General features: G+C 42.0%; 15 protein-coding genes. 12 read left to right on the forward strand and 3 right to left on the reverse strand.

Going from position 1 to position 18,116, the window contains the following annotated elements:
• Positions 1-365: 365 nt before the first annotated feature.
• Positions 366-3,266: an RNA polymerase-associated protein RapA gene (gene rapA / locus Q0C11_RS04635; RefSeq protein WP_293006182.1), complete on the reverse strand. Its 2,901-nt coding sequence runs from the start codon at positions 3,264-3,266 to the stop codon at positions 366-368.
• Between the two features lie 234 nt (positions 3,267-3,500).
• Complete coding sequence (locus Q0C11_RS04640) at positions 3,501-4,253, reverse strand: DUF2490 domain-containing protein (protein ID WP_293006184.1); 753 nt, start codon at positions 4,251-4,253, stop codon at positions 3,501-3,503.
• 645 nt (positions 4,254-4,898) lie between these two features.
• Between Q0C11_RS04640 and Q0C11_RS04645 the strand changes: the two genes are divergently transcribed.
• Positions 4,899-5,213 (forward strand): cytochrome c, encoded by a 315-nt coding sequence (locus tag Q0C11_RS04645; protein ID WP_293006185.1) that lies wholly within the window; start codon positions 4,899-4,901, stop codon positions 5,211-5,213.
• 68 nt (positions 5,214-5,281) lie between these two features.
• Here the strand turns inward: Q0C11_RS04645 and hemN are convergent, their stop codons facing one another.
• Positions 5,282-6,664 carry an oxygen-independent coproporphyrinogen III oxidase gene (hemN, locus tag Q0C11_RS04650; protein WP_293006187.1) on the reverse strand — a complete coding sequence of 461 codons (1,383 nt, stop codon included), beginning with the start codon at positions 6,662-6,664 and terminating at the stop codon, positions 5,282-5,284.
• A gap of 225 nt (positions 6,665-6,889) precedes the next feature.
• Between hemN and fnr the strand changes: the two genes are divergently transcribed.
• The 11 genes from fnr to Q0C11_RS04705 all read left to right on the forward strand — a co-directional run bounded on the left by fnr (position 6,890) and on the right by Q0C11_RS04705 (position 18,078).
• Complete coding sequence (gene fnr, locus Q0C11_RS04655; RefSeq protein WP_293006237.1) at positions 6,890-7,642, forward strand: fumarate/nitrate reduction transcriptional regulator Fnr; 753 nt, start codon at positions 6,890-6,892, stop codon at positions 7,640-7,642.
• Positions 7,643-7,898: 256 nt separating this feature from the next.
• On the forward strand, positions 7,899-8,624 hold the full coding sequence (gene rpsB / locus Q0C11_RS04660; protein ID WP_293006189.1) for a 30S ribosomal protein S2: 726 nt from the start codon (positions 7,899-7,901) through the stop codon (positions 8,622-8,624).
• A gap of 46 nt (positions 8,625-8,670) precedes the next feature.
• Complete coding sequence (gene tsf, locus Q0C11_RS04665) at positions 8,671-9,555, forward strand: translation elongation factor Ts (RefSeq protein ID WP_293006190.1); 885 nt, start codon at positions 8,671-8,673, stop codon at positions 9,553-9,555.
• 25 nt (positions 9,556-9,580) lie between these two features.
• Entirely contained in the window at positions 9,581-10,297 is a 717-nt protein-coding gene (gene pyrH, locus Q0C11_RS04670) for a UMP kinase (RefSeq protein ID WP_293006192.1), read from the forward strand.
• Between the two features lie 49 nt (positions 10,298-10,346).
• Complete coding sequence (frr, locus tag Q0C11_RS04675) at positions 10,347-10,904, forward strand: ribosome recycling factor (RefSeq protein ID WP_293006194.1); 558 nt, start codon at positions 10,347-10,349, stop codon at positions 10,902-10,904.
• A gap of 1 nt (position 10,905) precedes the next feature.
• On the forward strand, positions 10,906-11,661 hold the full coding sequence (gene uppS, locus Q0C11_RS04680) for a polyprenyl diphosphate synthase (RefSeq protein ID WP_293006195.1): 756 nt from the start codon (positions 10,906-10,908) through the stop codon (positions 11,659-11,661).
• Positions 11,662-11,674: 13 nt separating this feature from the next.
• Entirely contained in the window at positions 11,675-12,499 is an 825-nt protein-coding gene (locus tag Q0C11_RS04685) for a phosphatidate cytidylyltransferase (RefSeq protein WP_293006196.1), read from the forward strand.
• The gene (gene ispC, locus Q0C11_RS04690) at positions 12,496-13,683 is read left to right on the forward strand and encodes a 1-deoxy-D-xylulose-5-phosphate reductoisomerase (RefSeq protein WP_293006198.1); all 1,188 of its coding nucleotides are present in this window, start codon (positions 12,496-12,498) and stop codon (positions 13,681-13,683) included. Before Q0C11_RS04685 ends, ispC begins: the two co-directional genes overlap by 4 nt.
• Positions 13,684-13,836: 153 nt before the next feature.
• A complete protein-coding gene (gene rseP, locus Q0C11_RS04695; RefSeq protein WP_293006199.1) occupies positions 13,837-15,204 on the forward strand; it encodes an RIP metalloprotease RseP in 1,368 nt (455 codons plus the stop codon).
• Positions 15,205-15,207: 3 nt separating this feature from the next.
• Positions 15,208-17,520 carry an outer membrane protein assembly factor BamA gene (gene bamA, locus Q0C11_RS04700; protein WP_293006200.1) on the forward strand — a complete coding sequence of 771 codons (2,313 nt, stop codon included), beginning with the start codon at positions 15,208-15,210 and terminating at the stop codon, positions 17,518-17,520.
• Positions 17,521-17,583: 63 nt separating this feature from the next.
• Complete coding sequence (locus tag Q0C11_RS04705; RefSeq protein WP_293006202.1) at positions 17,584-18,078, forward strand: OmpH family outer membrane protein; 495 nt, start codon at positions 17,584-17,586, stop codon at positions 18,076-18,078.
• Positions 18,079-18,116 lie beyond the last annotated feature (38 nt).

Here is an 18,116-nt window from a genome sequence, read left to right on the forward strand (position 1 = left end):
GGTGACAAAAAAGAGCATGCACAGAGAAATTCCGTTTGCGCGTGCCTGCCAATTCATCTCAAACCAGAATTTCTACTTGGCAGCGCATAACTGATCGCTGAATTTCTGAGTAAGCTCTACTTATAATTCTCCATGGCTGACTACGATTATTGCTTTAGGGTTTATTGAGAATAACATAATCTCATGAATATTAGTAGGTTTCTACCTTTTTCGCTCTTTTAATTTCTTCTACGGCAATCCCTATTTTTAATGGACGTTTAGAACGTGACCTCACTTGATTGGACAATTTTTCCCCTATCTTAAGCGGATAAATTGCATTAATGCCTACCCTGCTCTTTGTATTGTATGAACGATTAGCATCGCTACTAGGTTGCCACAATCACCCGCACGGCATCGAGTCGCAAATTGCTGGATTTCAGCGCACTGGTCAGTTGCAGTAGTTGCTGTTCAAAGAATTGGATTTCTTCGTCGCGCACATTTGGGTTCACTTGTTGCAGCGCCTTGAGGCGTTCGATTTCCGGGGTGAAGGTTTGTTGGATGCGCGCTTCGGCTTGGGCGACGAGTTGCGGTGCCTGCATTGCGGCTGTCTGTTCGCTCGCGGTCACTAGCTCGCGGATCGCGTCTTCTTTCAGTTGAATGACTTGCTTGGCGATTCCTATCGCTACCAGTTCCAGATGTTGATTGATCGAATCGTGATCCAAGTATGGATAACCCTCACCGCCTTGCTCATCCAGCAAAATACGGATAACTGCGGGCGGTAAATAGTGGTTACTTTGCTGTACGTTTTGCCCGCCCGCCTCCAGCACGAACAGACTTTCCAGCAATACAATACCCGGTTTTACCTTTGGATGCTTCAGTGCAACGACCACTGCATTGCCGGTTTCCTGGTTCAGGATTCGTTCCATCGCGTGGATAACCATGGGATGTTCCCAGGTCAGGAAATGCATATCCTCATTGGCCAATGCAACGTCTCTTGAATACGTGATAACCGAGCCTTCGTCCATCAAACCGGGAAATGGCATGCTCATGTGTTCGCTCGGCTCGATCAAATAACTGTTGGCGCGATGTTCTTCAATATGCACGCCGCAACAATCAAATACCGTTTCCATATACTGCGGCAACGTGAAATCATCGTCCTGTACGTGTACTTCCTGATATAACCCTGCTGCAACAGCCGGACGAAAAGAGTTGTACTCGAGTAATTTATCGCGTCCGCAATCCAACGCTTCATTCAGTACTTGATTGGCCGATTGGGTGGCACTAATCAAATCCGAAAATGCATCGGTATCAATTTGTCGTTGATGAAGCGCATTAATGAGCGCATCTTCCACTTGCAAGAAAACGGTCTGTCCTCCCGGGCAGGTTTTCTCAAACGCATTCAATCCTTCATGACACCAATGAAACATCGCCGCCAATGCGCTGTTTTCCAGATAAGGAACATGAATCTGAATGGTTTCTGTCTGGCCGATACGATCCAACCGGCCAATACGCTGTTCCAGCAGATCGGGATTGAGCGGCAAATCAAACAACACCAGGTGATGAGAAAATTGAAAATTGCGGCCTTCGCTACCGATTTCTGAGCATATCAATATTTGGCTGCCGGTTTCTTTATCGGCAAAAAAAGCGGCGGCGCGGTCGCGCTCAATCAAACTCATGCTTTCATGGAATACCGGAATATGCTGTCCCGTCAGTACCTTGAGCGCCTGCGCGATATCGCGGGCAATTTGTGCATCGGCGGTGATGACTAACACTTTTTCTGGTCTCAGCTGCTTGAGTGTCGCGTTTAGCCAGTTGATGCGCGGATCGATTTCTGTCCAATAGGGTTGCTCCGGCTCGGCTCTGACCTGATAGAGTAGTTCAGGACACAACAGCAATTTTGGTTTTGACAGAGGGATCGTTTCAAAAGCTGTCAGACATTGCTGATATTCGAGAGGCAGTGCCAGCGGGATAGCTAAAAGTTTGCGTTCAGGAAACCCTTTAACAGCTGCACGCGTATTGCGGAACAAGATACGGCCGGTACCATGCCGATCCAGCAACAATTCCGCCAGCATTTTTCTCGCTTGCTGGAGTTGCTGCGTACCAGCAGTATGATCTTGCAATTGTGCAAGGAATTCTTGAGCTTGTGCAGGATCAATGGCTGACAAGATGATCTGTCTGATTTCATAATTCAAATCCTGATCTTCGAGCAAAGCTTCTACCACTTTGGCAATCGGTTCGTACGATTGTTCTTCAACCAAAAAAGCCGCAAAACTACTGAAGCGGTGCGGGTCCAGCAAGCGCAGGCGCGCGAAGTGACTGGCCTTGCCTAATTGCTCCGGGGTCGCGGTTAATAACAGCACTCCCTTGGTACAGGCGGCTAATTGCTCAATGATGGAATATTCCGGACTGACAGCTTGTTCAGACCAATGCAAATGATGGGCTTCATCGACCACGAGTAAATCCCAATGACCATTCAATGCAGCTTGAAACCATTTGGGATAGTGACGCAGAAAATTCAAGCTGCAAAGTATCAACTGCTCGCTCTGGAAAGGATTTTCCCATTCCTCGCTCTCTTCCAGCGATAAACATCGCGCTTCATCAAAGATACTGAATTGCAGATTAAAGCGCCGCAACATTTCCACCAACCATTGATGAATCAAGGTCTCTGGAACCACAATGAGCACTCGCTTGGCGTGCTCGGTTAACAATTGCCGATGCAGAATAAGACCGGCTTCGATCGTTTTGCCCAGTCCCACTTCATCAGCCAGCAAGACGCGCGGTGCATAACGGCGTGCAACTTCGTGGGCAATATAAAGCTGATGCGGAATCAAGCTGGTGCGAGTTCCCACCAGTCCATACAGCGGCGCGCTTGCTAACTGATTGCGTATCCGCAAGGTTTGATAGCGGATCTTGAACCATTTATCCTGATCAAACTGACCTGTAAACAAACGTTCTGCCGGACGATTTAATAACAGATTATGCGCTAATTGTTCCTCGGCCAGTTCTATTCTGACGCCACTTTCATTCACTCCCGAATAAACCACTATACCACTGTGTTCCTGTACTTCAGTGATCTTGAATGCAACATCATCATAACTACTGATAATGTCCCCGGATTTAAAAATTACACGCGTCAATGGCGCAGACTGTTTGGCATAGGAACGAATTTCACCCGTGGCTTTAAACATAATGGTGACAATTCTATACTCGACAGCCTGAACAGTGCCCAATCCCAATTGTAAATCAACATCGCAGATCCATCGTTGACCCGGCTTAAAATCGTGCATGTATTACTCTGTAATTGATCGGAGCAGTATAGTAATAGAAAGTGTATCGTAATAAAAAGTGGAAAAATATTCTCACTCTTTAAATCATACACTTACTTCCGCCCAAAAATACAACCAGCTGTGACGATTAGTGATAACAGGAAAATTTGAGCCGGTAATTTTTTGACCGTAAGGAAATTACCGGCTCAGAGAGTACGGGGTATGTCTAAATAATCAGTGCTGCACGATTGATCATTAGAAATTCAGAAACAAGCTGGCAATAAAATTATGCATCATTTGATCGGGGCGCGCACTGTGCGGCCGATTGATAAATTGATTCATATAACCCACTTCAACGGTTGCATACTGGTTGACTTTGTATCCCAATCCTACGAATGCGCGGTTCTGATCGTAACCACGAGAAATGAAAGCAGGATTATCAACGCTATTCATCGCAATAAACAATTCACTCTGAACGATAAAACTGAGATTTGGATCTATTGACGGCATTGGAACCGCTAGTTTAACCAGTTGACGGAATCGATGACCCACATCATCATTACCAGGATTGGCTGCATGATGATCAAAGAAGCGCTGCTCAAACCGGCTACGCGCTGATAATCTACCGAATGAAAAATTATCGGCCCAGGTCACCTGTTGCCAGATTCGGTGTTCATTAAATGGACGTGCCGCCAGCGGTTCAGCTGTGGGTGCCCACGCATAACCGGCCCATACCACCACCTTATCAGTTAACGCATAACCCAGACCCGGGCGGATCAGGGATTGTGAGAATTGCGTCGCATCATTACCAAAGCGACCTTGCCCTTCCATCCACCATCTGAATTTTTTTAAGTCCGGATTGTTAGGATTGACGAAACCAAAATTACCTTGTGAGAAAACACCTCCCCACACTTGAAAATCTTCAGCTGTGGCATCGGCGGCTGCCGGATTACTGAAAACGAAGCCAAGCGCAATAAAAATAGCAAAAATGTTTATTTTCTTGAACATAAGATCCTCTTTCAAAACAGTTTGATTCTATAAAATAGTTAATCGGAAATACTTGTTACTTTTACTGAGTAAAAAAACTTACCACATTCATACTCTTATAATTTCGCTTGCCACCATAACATAGCAATTGTTAAGAAAGTGTTAAGAAATTCAGCCACATCAAATAATGTTATTCTCAAAAATTCTAGTTAAAGTTTAATGGCTTAAACTAAGAATCAAAGAATTTTGATCCCTTCTTTTTAGATTACGTAGCAATAGGGCGTAAACAATAACAAAACAAATGTTAAGAAAGTGTCAAGAAAAAATAATTTTTCAAAGAATTACATCCGGTGTTGTTTTTATCACAACTTTATGAATTATCTCAAATAGATATTACGATATCTATGCTTCTGTAGCTTGGGAACGTCGCCAAGAGTCTCCCTGGCAGTAAATAACAATGTTTAGAACCAATCCGTATTTTCTAAAACATTTGTTTGACAAGCTGTCATAATACTGGCTATCTTAAGTCTACTAATTCATTAAATCTGATTAATAAATAAATTCAAAAACATCACATTCAAAAACATCACATTTATGTTGAGTAGCTAAATACTGAATCGGGATTACTCTCGATATTAATTGAACTAAATAAACTGGAGCCAGGAAATGAAAATAACATATATTTTAGTAGCAGTATCAGCACTGTTTATCCTTGTCGGTTGTGGCGGAACCGCCAATGACTATAGCCCGCCAGCAGATGCTTCCGGCGAGAGAATCTTTAGCACTGTCTGCAGTGAATGTCACAAGCCTTTGAGTGCAAACAAGGCAATGATTCTGAGTGAAAAATCTGCCAATAAGGAAGCAATCATTAAGAAATTTCAATCAGGCAGCATGCGGATGCCCGCTTTCAAAAATATTCAAGGCGAAGCCGCTGACCGATTGGCCGAATATATTTTAACCAACAGTGAAGTCCAACAATAAATCATCGCGTCTGAGAATCTGCCTCAACTCTCAGGCGCATTACAATCAGCAGCAGACTATTGATTACGCTAATGATGTTTACGCAAATACTTATCAAAAATTCTACAGATATCGCCGACAAATAATTGCCCCTTCGATGTAACGGCAATCTCCTCATTATCCAAAGCAACTAACCCGGCTTCTGCATACGCCTGTAAATCTGTCAATTCAGTTACAAAGTACTGCTTGAAATCTATCGGAAAAAAAGCTTCTACTGAATCATATGAAATAACCAAATGACAAATCAGCGCATACATGATTGAACGACGTAACAGGTCATCCGCATTTAATTCTAGACCGCGCAAAATAGGAAGAGTGTTTTGTTCTAACTTATCATAGTACTGTAATAGGTCACAATGATTCTGATGTAAAGTCGGGCCTATACGCCCTATTCCTGAAACACCTAATGCAACATGGTCACAATCAGGATGAATTGAAAAACCGCGCAAGCCATAGTGAAGCCTTCCTTGGCGCTGAGCAACTGCCAGCGGATCATCATGCCTGGCAAAAAGATTCATACCAATATGGCTGTAGCCAGCTTCTGCTAAGCGAGAAATTGCCAACAGCGTCATTTCATACTTGGTTACTGTTGCAGGTAATCCAGTAAGAATATTATTCCTTTGCGGCTTAAATTCTTCTATAAGATGCTGATAATTTAAAAGCTTAACCTGATCTGGATCCGCCGCAATAATTTTATCTAGCCTAGAAGCAAATTTATCCAAATCTTTCCCAGTCAATCCATAGCTTAATTCTACTCTCACCGACTTAAATCCTGCCCGCCGGATATTGCGGACAGTATGAACGGCAGCTTCTTCAGATTGAATACACTGCTCAGAATGTTGCGCTTGTTGATCAAAATCTTGAATGCCTACAATTGCACAATTAAATCCCATTTCGTTTAAAGCTCGCATTGAGCAATTGATTAATTGTCGCGTATCAATCTCAACACAAAAGTCACCGCCTTCAACTAAGGTAAAATACCGCTTGATCTCTTGGGTAAGAGTATTTAGTTGGGAGTCATTCAAAAATGCCGGACTACCCCCTTCGAAATATATCTGTTCAACTTTACTATCCCCTTTGAATAATCGCCCTTGAAGCCTTATCTCTCGAAGCAAATAATTCGAATATGTTTCAGTACTGTGATTAGCAGGGATAAGCTGATTAAGATGGCAATAAAAACATGAGGAGCTGCTATTAGGGGCGTATAAATCTAATGATAAAGGACGACGAAAGCATCCTAATTTTCGATTATTTATCCAATCTGAATACTCATACGCATCAGATGCTTCAATCAAATAAGCAGCCCCGGGGTATAAACAACGATCAGATAAGTAATTTCCAAAATCACACATAAGATCCGAATTAATCTCAAGCAAACTTGAAGAAGAATTAGGGAATCGTAATGAATACACTAAGTTTCCTACTTAGTGGAGAATGCATCTAAATAGGCCAGACCGATATAATCGCCTAAGCTTAATCCCATCGGATCAATCATTTATTTCCTGCGCTCTTGCAATCCAAAAATATTATCCACTTCTTGCAGTATTCACGTAGAATTATAAAGGGGTTGAAAGTATTAATATTGATTAAGATCAATCAGAGTATTGATAAATGGGGCCCCATATTTGGAAAATAATTTGTTACACGATAGTTCACAACAAAACCTTCTTGATGTTACGCACATTAAATCAAGCTGTGCGACTTGCAGTTTGCGTGAATTATGTCTGCCTGTTGGCCTCAATGACCAAGAGATTCAGATTCTTGGCGATGTTGTTAGCCATAAACGTAAAGTTCGGCGCGGCGGTTATCTACATCAATCAGGCTTAAAATTCCAATCACTTTTTGCCATTCGTAGTGGATTTCTAAAAACCTGCGTCCTTGAAGAAGATGGACGCCAACAAGTTACAGGTTTCCATATGACCGGAGAGCTGCTGGGGCTAGACGCTATCAGCTCAGAAATTCATATTTGTGATGCGATAGCGCTTGAAGACAGCGAGGTTTGTGAAATTCCTTTCACCAAACTAGAAGAAATTAGCATTGTTATTCCGTCGCTTATGCGTCATTTCCATAAAATCATGAGCCGTGAAATAGTACGGGATCATAGCGTAATGTTGTTACTGGGCAGCATGAAAGCAGAAGAACGCTTAGCATCATTTTTACTTAATTTATCGCGTCGCTTTTCTATGCGCGGTTATTCCGAATCCGATTTTAATTTACGCATGACGCGCGAGGAAATTGGCAGTTATCTTGGGCTTAAGCTAGAAACAGTCAGTCGTGCATTTTCCAAGCTGCAAGATGAAAATATCATCACCGTAGATAATAAGCACATTCAGATAAATGATATTAATCGATTAAAAATGAAAATGGGTAATTCATCCTGCATCACTTAATAACCCACATTTCGTGTGGATTGGAATAATAGTCTGCACAATCCATCATTGATTGTAGCAAAAGTTTCTTTGCTGCTAAATAAATAGATTTTCAACATTTTTCCGCGATTAACCAGCTTGAGTAAGCACAAGAAAATGTTATAATAAAAAGATAATTTGGTAATTTTCATGATGCGCACGCCAAATTAAATTCACACATCCACCTAAAATAATTGGATATCAAGGTGAATGGAGGCTCAATCCTTAAGGAGAACTTATGTCAGTAACTATGCGGCAAATGCTGGAAGCAGGTGTACATTTTGGACACCAAACACGCTTCTGGAACCCCAAAATGGCACCCTACATTTTCGGCCATCGTAACAAAATCCACATTATAAATCTTGAAAAAACCTTGGTGATGTATGAAGAAGCCATGAAGTATGTGCGCCAATTATCAGCAAACAAGGGAGTCATTTTATTTGTTGGTACTAAAAAACAGGCGCGAGATATTGTGCGCGAAGAGGCGATACGTTGCGGATCTCCCTACGTAGACCAGCGATGGTTAGGGGGCATGCTGACTAATTTCAAAACCATTAAACAGTCTATCAAGCGTCTACATGAGATGGAAACAATGGTACAAGATGGAACGTTAGATAAACTGGTAAAAAAAGAGGCGCTTGATCTTCAAAGAGAACTAGATAAGCTAAACAGTAGCTTGGGTGGCATCAAAGACATGAAAGGCTTACCGGATGCTATGTTTATTATCGATGTTGGATATCAAAAAGGTGCCATCACAGAAGCAAGAAAGCTTGGCATCCCTGTAATCGGTGTAGTCGATACCAATCACAATCCGGAGGATCTGCACTACATTATTCCTGGAAATGACGATTCCAGTCGTGCAATACGCTTATATGCCCGCGGTGCAGCAGACGCCATTCTAGAAGGGCGCAATCAGGCTATTCAAGAAATCGTTGAAATGACAGCTGAAACTGAGGCTGAATAAAGTCATATAATTTCTTTTATTAACTAATTTGGTATTTGGAGTAAATATGGCGGAAATTACCGCAAGCATGGTAAAAGAATTGCGTGAAATGACCGGGCTAGGCATGATGGAATGCAAAAAAGCATTGACAGAGACTAGCGGCGATCTGAAGGCAGCGGAAGATCTGTTAAGAATTAAAAGTGGCGCCAAAGCAAGCAAAGCCGCCGGTCGAATTGCAGCAGAAGGTGTAATTGGTGCATATATCTCAGCAGACAGAAAATGTGGTGCCCTGGTTGAAGTAAATTGCGAAACAGACTTTGTCGCCAGAAATGAAGATATTATTAATTTTGCCAAAAACCTCGCTGAACTAAGTGCAACAAAAAATATAATCGACACCGTTGCTTTAAGTGATACAAATTTGCCTAGCGGTGAAACTATTGAAGCAATTCGCAAGGCATTAATTATGAAATTGGGCGAGAATATCAGTATTCGCCGTTGTGGTCGCCACGAAACACAAGGACAGTTGGCTTATTATCTTCATGGAACCAAGATTGGCGTAATGGTAGATTTTACCGGAGGAGGTGAAGCTTTAGGCAAGGATCTGGCCATGCACATTGCGGCAAGTAAGCCCATTTGTGTATCTAAAGCGCAAGTATCTGCTGATGTCTTAGCGCATGAGCGCGAGATTTTTACTGCTCAGGCTGCTGAGAGTGGCAAACCAGCAAATATTATCGAAAAAATGGTTGATGGGCGTATCACAAAATATCTTGCTGAGATAACGTTATTAGGTCAGCCTTTTGTAAAAGATCCAGAACAAACGGTAGAAAAATTATTGGCCAGCAAATCCGCAACAGTTAATGATTTCACTATGTTCGTGGTAGGCGAAGGCATTGAAAAGAAAACTGAGAATTTTGCAGATGAGGTTAAGGCTCAGATGGAACAAGCCAAGTAAACTGAGTTCTATCAATACATTATCAATGACTGCTGCAATCTATAAACGTATTTTATTGAAATTATCCGGCGAAGCCCTGATGGGCGACGATAAGTATGGTATTAATCATACTGTCATGGGAAGAATTGTTTCAGAAATTCATGAAGTTAGTAAACTAGGGATTGAAATTGCCATTGTCGTTGGCGGAGGAAACATTTTTCGCGGAATGAAGTCAGCCAATGATGGATTGGAACGCGTTACTGCGGATTATATGGGCATGTTAGCTACTGTAATGAATGCCTTAGCACTGCAAGATGCTATGAAAATGGCTGGGCTGGTGCCGCGAATACAATCCGCTTTACGCATTGAGCAAGTTGTAGAACCTTATATCCGTGGGCGTGCTATGCGTTATCTGAAAGATGGCAAAATAGTCATATTTGCGGCAGGTACCGGTAATCCGTTTTTTACCACTGATACCGCAGCTGCTTTGCGCGGCATGGAAATGAATGTAGATATCATGCTGAAAGCTACTAAAGTAGATGGAATCTATACTAGCGATCCTAAAATTGATCCTGAAGCAACACGTTTCCACAAATTAACATTTGACGAAGCTATTGCCAAGAATTTACAGGTAATGGATGCGACGGCATTAACACTATGCCGTGACCAGAAATTACCGCTTAGCGTATTTAGTATTTTCAAGGCTGGTGCACTTAAACGTATAATAACAGGCGAGGACGAAGGAACTTTGGTAACAGTCTGAATGAACAATAATTGAAACCTTGAAAATCGAAGTATGAGGGAACGATATTATGATTGCCGATGTAAAAAAATCTGCTGAACAAAAAATGCAAAAAAGTCTTGAAGCATTAAAAGCAGATTTAAGTAAAGTCAGAAGCGGACGGGCTCATACGGGGTTTTTAGATCATGTAACCGTTGATTATTACGGAACACAAACACCCATCAATCAGGTAGCTAATATCAATCTAATTGATGCACGCACGATCGGCGTAATTCCCTGGGAGAAGAAAATGGGTAATGCGATTGAAAAAGCCATTCGTGAATCTGATTTAGGTTTAAATCCTATGCCCGTAGGTGAGACTATTCGCGTACCCATGCCTTCTCTCACTGAAGAACGTCGCCGCGATCTGATTAAAGTAGTTAAGCAAGAAGCAGAGCATGTTCGTGTCGCAATGCGTAATATTCGCCGAGATGCCAATGCTCACTTGAAAGATTTATTAAAATCCAAAGAAATTTCTGAAGATGATGAGCGTCGTGGTCAAGATGACATTCAAAAATTAACTGATCGCTATATCGCGGAGATAGATAAAATTTTGCAAACCAAGGAAACCGAACTAATGGCTGTTTGATATGCCGCAAGGTCTAAGCTCAACTAGAGAAATACCTGAAACTGGCTTAATACCAAAACATATTGCTATTATTATGGATGGTAATGGCCGTTGGGCTCAAACTCGCTATATGCCTCGGATCGCTGGACATAAACAAGGTGTTGAAACAGTTCGTGGTATTATCAAGGCATGTATAGAGCGTAATATTCCATACCTGACTTTATTTGCTTTTAGCAGTGAAAATTGGCGGCGCCCAACAGATGAAGTAACATCTTTAATGCAACTTTTCCTTGGCGCATTGGAACAAGAAATCTCTCGGCTGCATGAAAACGGTATTTGCTTCAAAGTTATCGGTGATTTATCAAAATTTGAACCCAAGATAATAGAATGCATCCGCATTGGCGAACAGCTAACCGCAGAAAATAAACGTCTTACCTTCACTATAGCTGCCAACTACGGCGGGCGCTGGGATATCATGCAAGCCGTGCGTAAAATGATGGCACAATCAACCGAGCTACCCTTTAATTTTGAAGAAGAAAATTTAGCGCAATATCTTGCGCTGAGCTATGCCCCTGAACCGGACTTGTTTATCCGAACTGGTGGTGAATATCGCATTAGTAATTTTTTATTATGGCAGCTCGCTTATACTGAATTGTATTTCACCGATACATTATGGCCTGATTTCGATGAGCATGAACTTGAACGAGCGATCCAATCTTATCAACAACGTGAACGTCGGTTTGGCTGCACCAGTGAACAGATTCAAGTAGCAGGATAAAAGACCACCTTTCATGCTTAAGACCCGTGTCCTTACTGCAGTTATTATTCTTCCATTGTTTTTATCCGCGTTATTTTTGTTACAGGATATTTTTTGGGCTATCGTGCTACTTGCGCTTTCGATTATCGGATCTCGCGAATGGTGTCGATTAGCTGGGTTTTCTGTAAAAAACACAATAATTTTTATGCTCCTGACCACCCTTGCAGGAGGGGAATTATTGTTCCAAATGAGCGAGTCTATAAAAACTAATGCATATTCTGCTGATTTGATCTGGGTCTATGCCTTGTCAGTTGTTTTCTGGATTATTGGTGTACCACCGTACCTGAAGCAAGTTTACACGATAAAAAGTCCATTAATCTTAATGCTAATCGGTTGGATAGTATTGTTACCCACCTGTCTCGCACTTTATCAACTACGTGCTATCAGTCCGCTACTTTTATTGGGCCTTATGGCGGCAATCTGGATTTCCGATACAGCAGCTTATTTCACAGGAAAAACATTTGGCAAACACAAACTTGCTAACCAAATTAGTCCGAACAAAACTTGGGAAGGTGTCGCCGGAGCCTTAATTGCAGTATTAATTTACGGTCTGATCTGGGACTTCTGGTTTATTGAAGAATCTTTAGCGATACAATTAATACCACTGCTTTTATTGATGGCCATATTAGGCATTATCGGAGATTTATACGAATCACTTATGAAACGTCATGCTGGAATTAAGGATAGTGGAAGTATTTTGCCAGGCCATGGCGGTATTTTAGATCGAATTGACGCTTTAATTTCATCGTTGCCATTTGCTATTCTGGCCTTACTAATTTTTTATTCTCCCGCATCATGAAAACAATCCGACAAATTACTATACTTGGCTCCACCGGCAGTGTCGGGGAGAGCACTTTGGATGTAATCGCACGACATCCTGATCGATTTCGGGCTTTTGCATTAACTGCCAACAATAATGTTGAAAAAATGTTGGCGCAGTGCCAAAGTTTTCAACCAAGATTTGCAGTCATGCTGAATCAGAAAAGCTCTGAGCAACTAGCTAGCGCAATTAAGACAGCGAACATCAAGACTGAAGTTTTATCGGGAATAGAATCTTTAGAAAAGGTAGCTTCTCTTCCAGAGGTTGATACCGTAATGGCAGCCATCGTTGGAGCTGCCGGTATTCGCCCAACATTTGCGGCAGCACAGGCAGGAAAACTAGTATTGTTAGCCAATAAAGAAACGCTGGTAATGGCCGGCCATATTTTTACGGATTTGGTAAAAAAACACCATGCAACACTGTTACCAATTGATAGCGAACATAACGCAATCTATCAATCACTGCCACATCACTTCAATGGAAATTTAGCAGCAGCAGGCGTCAGCCACATACTGCTCACAGCTTCGGGCGGTCCGTTTCGATGCGCATCGTTAGATTCCCTGGAGAACGTGACTCCGGAACAAGCATGCGCTCACCCTAATTGGGATATGGGGCAGAAAATTTCCGTAGATTCCGCTACCATGATGAATAAAGGGCTAGAAGTCATCGAAGCACATTGGTTGTTTGAAGCGCCTCCAGATAAAATTCAAGTAGTCATTCATCCACAAAGTGTGATCCACTCTATGGTTGCGTATGTAGATGGCTCGGTTATCGCGCAACTTGGCAATCCAGATATGCGAACCCCGATTGCACATGCGATGGGTTATCCTGAGCGAATAGAAAGTGGAGTATCGGCATTAGACATGTTTAAGATTGCTCATCTTGATTTTGAACAACCTGATATTAAAAGATTTCCATGCCTGGACTTAGCTTATCAAGCGCTGCATGCCGGTGGCAATATGCCAGCAGTATTGAATGCCGCTAATGAAATAGCAGTAGAATCTTTTCTTCAAAGACGCATGGCATTTACAGCTATTCCCACCATGATTAAACATGTTATGCAAACAATACAACGAGAAGAAATGATGACACTGGATGATGTTTTAAGAACGGACAAACTGGCTCGCGCTAAATCACACGAATGGCTAGCAAATTTGCAATAGGGTTGTCAAGTAAGAAAATATGTGGGTAAGTGGCCCGATTCAATTTTTCTTAATTAATGGTAGTATCCCTGCAATCATTTTTAGAAGTAATAAGATGAAAAATATCGTGAAGTTAAAATTAACCTACACTTGCAATAATCGCAATCATTAGATATGTCAATAACTTACACAATTATTTTTTTTATTATTGCCTTAGGCACACTGATAACTTTTCACGAATTTGGCCATTATTTGGTAGCACGATGGAATGGCGTAAAAGTATTACGGTTTTGCATTGGGTTTGGTCAGCCCATCTTTCGTAGGCGATGGGGAAAAGACCAGACTGAATGGGTAATTGCCGCGATTCCATTAGGTGGTTATGTCAAGATGCTCGATGAAAATGAAGGCAAGGTGGCATCTGAAGACTTACCTCGTGCTTTTAACCGCCAGCCTGTATCTCGTCGTTTTGCAATCGTCGCAGCCGGTCCCATTGCCAATTTCTTACTAGCCATTGTTCTATATTGGTTACTTTTTATTCTAGGTGTTCCTGGAATGAAGCCCATACTTGGTTCAGTCGAACCCGCCACACCTGCTGCCAAAGCAGAATTTGTATTAGGTGAAACCATTGTCAGCATAGAAAATGAATCCGTTGCAAGCTGGCAGGATGCGCGCTGGGCTTTATTGCGGTATGCCATCAATCGGTCAGCCGATGTAAAAGTGCAAACCATCAATAATAGGGGTGAAATGAACTTGCGGCAGCTGGATTTAAGCCAGGTCGACCCCGATAAGCTCAATGAGAATTTTCCAGGCATCATAGGATTTAGCAGTTACCAGCCGGTAATAAAACCCGTAATCGGACAAGTTATTTCTGATGGCGCTGGTTCTCACGCTGGTTTGTTGACCGGCGATGAAATTATTGCGGTCGATCATATTGAGATACATACCTGGATGGATTTTGTGCAAGAAATACGTACAAACCCCGAACGCTCGCTAGAACTGGATATTTTACGCAATGATCAAATGATCATGCTGACAGTTACCCCTGAGGCAACCATAGAGCATGGTAAGCGAGTGGGCAAGATAGGAGTTGCGCCCGTCGTCAATCAGGCAGAATTTGAAGAGTTACTTGTTACTGTCAGTTATTCACCCGGCAAAGCATTACAGAAAGCTGCCGAGAAAACCTGGGAAACAACTGTACTGACATTACAAATGCTCTCTAAGATGATTACGGGTGATGTATCCTGGAAAAATATCAGCGGACCGATCTCTATTGCTGATTATGCCGGACAATCGGCACAAATGGGATTAGTATCTTATCTCGCTTTTCTTGCACTGATCAGTGTTAGTATTGGCGTGTTAAATTTATTGCCAATTCCAATACTTGATGGCGGGCATCTCATGTATTATCTTATTGAAATAGTCAAAGGAAGTCCGGTTTCAGATAAAACAATAATAATCGGTCAAAAAATTGGTTTGATTATGCTGTTTACACTCATGACGTTTGCCATCTACAACGATATTAGTCGCCTTATTACTGGTTAAATAATGAAATTCCAGTATTTCTTTGCATTTATCAGCTTATTCTGTGCATTTTCATCTTGGGCCGGCGATTCTTTCATTGTTGAGGATATTCGTGTTGAAGGCATACAACGTACTGAGGCAGGCACTGTATTTAGTTATCTACCCATTAAAGTCGGTGAAGTGTTGGATGCAGAAAAAGCAACAGAAGCGATTAAAGCACTATATGCCACCGGTTTTTTTAAAGATGTAAAATTAAAAAATGAGAATAACATTCTGGTTGTGGAAGTTATTGAACGTCCTGCAATTGCAGAAATTAGTATCAATGGTGCCAAAGAATTTGAGAAAGACAAACTGCTTGAAGGCTTAAAACAAGCGGGTATATCCGAATCCCGGATTTTCAGTCGTTCGCTACTGGAACGAGCCGAACTGGAATTAAAACGACAATACATTAGTCGCGGCAAATATGCCGTCAAAATTACGACCACTTCAACACCACTGGAGCGTAATCGTGTCGGAATAAATTTTGATATTAATGAGGGTCGTACCGCCAGAATAAAAAGAATAAGTTTTGTTGGCAACGAAAAATTCGTTGATAAAGAATTGCGCAGCTTACTGGTTCTTAGAAGACCCGACCTGCTCAGCTGGTTCACCAAAAACGATCAGTATTCAAAACAAAAACTCTCCGCAGACCTTGAGACACTTCGTTCGTATTATCTTGATCGCGGTTACCTGGAATTCAATATCGAATCTACTCAAGTTTCCATAACGCCTGATTTACGCGACATCTATATCACAATCAACATAACCGAAGGTGCTCAATATTCAATCTCCGATATTAAAGTGGCGGGAGAAACCATCGTACCGGAAGAAGAAATTTACAAACTGATACTACTAAAAAATGGTGACGTTTTTGTACGCGAGAAACTAACCGAGTCCATTAAATTAATAACGGATCGACTAGGCGATGACGGCTATGCTTTTGCTAATGTTAATGCTTCCCCTGAGATAGATTATGAAAATCGGCAGGCTGCTTTCACATTTTTTATTGATCCGGGCAAGCGAGTTTACGTTCGCCGTATCGATATTGAAGGTAACGATCGCACCCGCGATGAAGTCATACGCCGTGAATTTCGTCAAATGGAAGGAGCTTGGCATTCCACAAGTCTAATTAATCTCTCTAAAGTCAGGGTTGATCGTTTAGGTTTTTTCAACAGTGTCAATGTAGAAACGCCAGCGGTACCCGATAAAACCGACCAGGTAGACATAAAAGTTAGGGTCGAAGAAAGACCCACAGGATCTATTATGTTCGGCGCAGGCTACTCTGATCGTCAAGGGATCATTCTAAACGCTTCAATTTCTCAGAACAATATTTTCGGAACTGGCAATTTTTTTAGTCTTGATGCTAACCGAGGTGCCATTAACGAAACCTATTCTGCATCGTTTACCAATCCTTATGCCACAGTTGATGGCCTAAGCTTTGGTCTGGATGCATACAAGCGCGTTTTGGATACGCGTGCATTAACACAGTTTGGCGCATTCAAAACAGATACTTTAGGTGCCGGTTTTAGATTTGGAGTACCCATCGCAGAAAACGATATTGTTTCCCTTGGCCTGGCTGCAGAAAACACCTCGATCGGTACATTTGCGGACAGTCCACAGCGTTATAGGGATTTTGTTGACGAATTTGGTAAAACAACTAATAATTTTCCGGCGACCATAAGCTGGGCACGCGACCGACGTGATAGCGCAATTTGGCCAACCTCTGGAACAACTCATCGATTATTTGGCGAAGTCAGTGTGCCGGGTGGTGATTTAAACTACTACAAAGTCAGTTACAACCAGAGGTGGTACTTTCCGATTACTGATTTCTTTACGCTTCTGGTAAACACGGAATTCGGCTATGGTGATGGTTACAGCGGAAAAAATCTCCCTTTCTTCAAAAACTTTTTTGCTGGGGGTAATAACTCAGTAAGGGGCTATGATCTAAATTCTTTAGGTCCCCGTGATGACACATTGCTTCCCGGTAACATCACTACTGTCAATCGAAGATTACTAGCAGTAGGCGCTAGCAAGCGTGTAGTCGGAAATATTGAGCTAATGTTCCCAGTCCCATTTCTACGAGATGATCGATCATTACGCTTTAGCGTGTTTGTTGATGGAGGTACTACATTTAACCAATTCAATCAACTTAACAATTTCATGCGCTACTCAACCGGTATTGCATTAACCTGGGTATCCCCTATGGGGCCATTGAAAGTTAGCTTAGCAGAACCATTAAATGATGTGCCGGCGGATAACCTGCAAAGATTCCAATTCATGTTCGGTCAACAATTCTAATTTCTGTCGAGTATGCTTCAGGTAAAAATATATAAACGAATCTATCACTGTTGCTCCATGGCGATGATGGCCTTTTTCGCCGTAGCTTTCACTAGCAGTTTCGTAGCCGCCTTTGCCAGCGATATTAAAATTGGTGTAGTCAATACCGAACAAATCCTGCGCGAATCCAAACCAGCCATACAGGCCCAGAAAAAAATCGAACAGGAGTTTGTTCCACGGGATGAAGATATCAAAAAAATGGCGATGAAAGCCAAGACGTTGCAAGACAAGCTAGAAAAAGAAAGCATTAACATGGAAGAATCTGAGCGACGCAATATGGAAAGAAATCTTGCCAATTTGAGTCGCGAGTACCAACGCGCCCAGAAGCAAATGCGAGAGGACCTGAGCGTACGCCAGAATGAAGAATACAGTATGATTTTAGAGCGCACTAACCGTGCTATTAGTAAAATCGCAGAAAATGAAAATTATGATCTAATTTTGCAATTACAGGACTCCGTTTACAGAAGTCAGCGTATCGACATTACCGACAAAGTAATTAAAGCACTCAATAACGAATAAGGCACTACTTTCAGTATGCGCTGTTAATCAAACAGTAC

It is taken from the genome of Nitrosomonas sp., from assembly GCF_022842015.1.
GTDB lineage: Bacteria > Pseudomonadota > Gammaproteobacteria > Burkholderiales > Nitrosomonadaceae > Nitrosomonas.

Coding starts and splice junctions, on each gene's coding strand:
- Q0C11_RS04685 (WP_293006196.1), top strand. CDS start 11,675: ATGCTTAAGACCCGTGTCCTTACTGCAGTTATTATTCTTCCATTGTTT.
- pyrH (WP_293006192.1), top strand. CDS start 9,581: ATGACTGCTGCAATCTATAAACGTATTTTATTGAAATTATCCGGCGAA.
- tsf (WP_293006190.1), top strand. CDS start 8,671: ATGGCGGAAATTACCGCAAGCATGGTAAAAGAATTGCGTGAAATGACC.
- Q0C11_RS04705 (WP_293006202.1), top strand. CDS start 17,584: ATGATGGCCTTTTTCGCCGTAGCTTTCACTAGCAGTTTCGTAGCCGCC.
- Q0C11_RS04640 (WP_293006184.1), bottom strand. CDS start 4,253: ATGTTCAAGAAAATAAACATTTTTGCTATTTTTATTGCGCTTGGCTTC.
- rpsB (WP_293006189.1), top strand. CDS start 7,899: ATGTCAGTAACTATGCGGCAAATGCTGGAAGCAGGTGTACATTTTGGA.
- rapA (WP_293006182.1), bottom strand. CDS start 3,266: ATGCACGATTTTAAGCCGGGTCAACGATGGATCTGCGATGTTGATTTA.
- ispC (WP_293006198.1), top strand. CDS start 12,496: ATGAAAACAATCCGACAAATTACTATACTTGGCTCCACCGGCAGTGTC.
- frr (WP_293006194.1), top strand. CDS start 10,347: ATGATTGCCGATGTAAAAAAATCTGCTGAACAAAAAATGCAAAAAAGT.
- bamA (WP_293006200.1), top strand. CDS start 15,208: ATGAAATTCCAGTATTTCTTTGCATTTATCAGCTTATTCTGTGCATTT.
- uppS (WP_293006195.1), top strand. CDS start 10,906: ATGCCGCAAGGTCTAAGCTCAACTAGAGAAATACCTGAAACTGGCTTA.
- rseP (WP_293006199.1), top strand. CDS start 13,837: ATGTCAATAACTTACACAATTATTTTTTTTATTATTGCCTTAGGCACA.
- Q0C11_RS04645 (WP_293006185.1), top strand. CDS start 4,899: ATGAAAATAACATATATTTTAGTAGCAGTATCAGCACTGTTTATCCTT.